The following is a 1111-nucleotide window of genomic DNA, read 5'->3' on the forward strand; positions in this document are numbered from 1 at the left end:
CCTATGATAAATATGGTGAATTGGGACAAAAGATCTTCAAAGCGGCGATTTGGGGTAATCACCTTAAAAATCTGTATTTGAATCCATTGAAGGTTATTTCTGACTTAGGTCGTGAGCAAGCGACAGCGTCTATGACAAAGGGCGTTGTGGACGACATGCAATATGCAGCGAAACAAGCCTTGCTCGATGAAGTAGCAGCCGTTGCGATCGATTTATACAGTGGGCGTTTCAGCATTGAAGATGAAGCGTTAAAAGTTTCCGATGTTTCAGAAGTCGACCAGAAGCGTTTCGCTCCTGAATTAGAACCAGTGAGAATTGTACTGGTCGGGCAAACGAGCTCTGGTAAATCATCGATTATCAATGCTCTCAAGCAGGAAATGGTTGCTGAGGTGGATGTTCTACCATCAACGGACACCTCGACGGTTTACAACGCATTTGTTGATGACAACGATGTGAGAGTAGTTGATCTTCAAGGGTTGGATGGAAACGCTAAAACCGAAGCTGTGATGCTTAAAGAGATGACTCAAGCTGATGTGGTGTTGTGGGTACTTAAGGCGAATCAGTCTGCTCGTGAATTGGATAAACAGCTTAAAGATAAGTTTGATGCATTTTACGATGATCCTAAGAACATTTCGCGCAAGCAGCCCATTGTGATCACTGTCGTCAACCAAGTCGATCGGTTAAAGCCGGTGGAAGAGTGGCAGCCACCTTACAATTTGGAGAATCCAACCTCGGCAAAAGCTAAGATCATTGCTCAGGCCCTTGAATACAATCAAACACTTCTGAAGCCTGATATTGCTTTACCACTAGCGATTGCACCTGAAAAGGTACAGTTTGGTTTAGAGGCTTTGAAACAGACGCTGATCGAACACATCGCAGACGCCAATAACGTGCAGAGAAATCGTCAGCGCCTCGAAGCTATCAATAGAGGAACCTCGGTAAAAGGCCAGCTTAATAAAGCCATGAAAGCGGGTAAGAAGCTTGCTCCGAGCGCATTGAAAGCCGCAACGCCTAAACTGGCTGAGATGGCGATAAAACAAGTCACTAAGAAAAAATAGCCAACAATACCAAAGCGATATTGGTTAAGCCGTAATATCGCTTTGGTAAACAA

At 44.5% G+C, this 1111-nt stretch carries 1 protein-coding gene; it reads left to right on the top strand.

Annotated elements, in window-relative coordinates; genetic code table 11:
• Positions 1-1058 (top strand): GTPase (locus tag BCT81_RS28475; RefSeq protein WP_198596986.1); only part of this gene is annotated, 1058 nt, incomplete at its 5' end.
• Between the last annotated feature and the right edge of the window lie 53 nt (positions 1059-1111).

The organism is Vibrio sp. 10N.261.52.A1 (assembly GCF_002876325.1).
Classification (GTDB): Bacteria; Pseudomonadota; Gammaproteobacteria; order Enterobacterales; family Vibrionaceae; genus Vibrio; species Vibrio chagasii.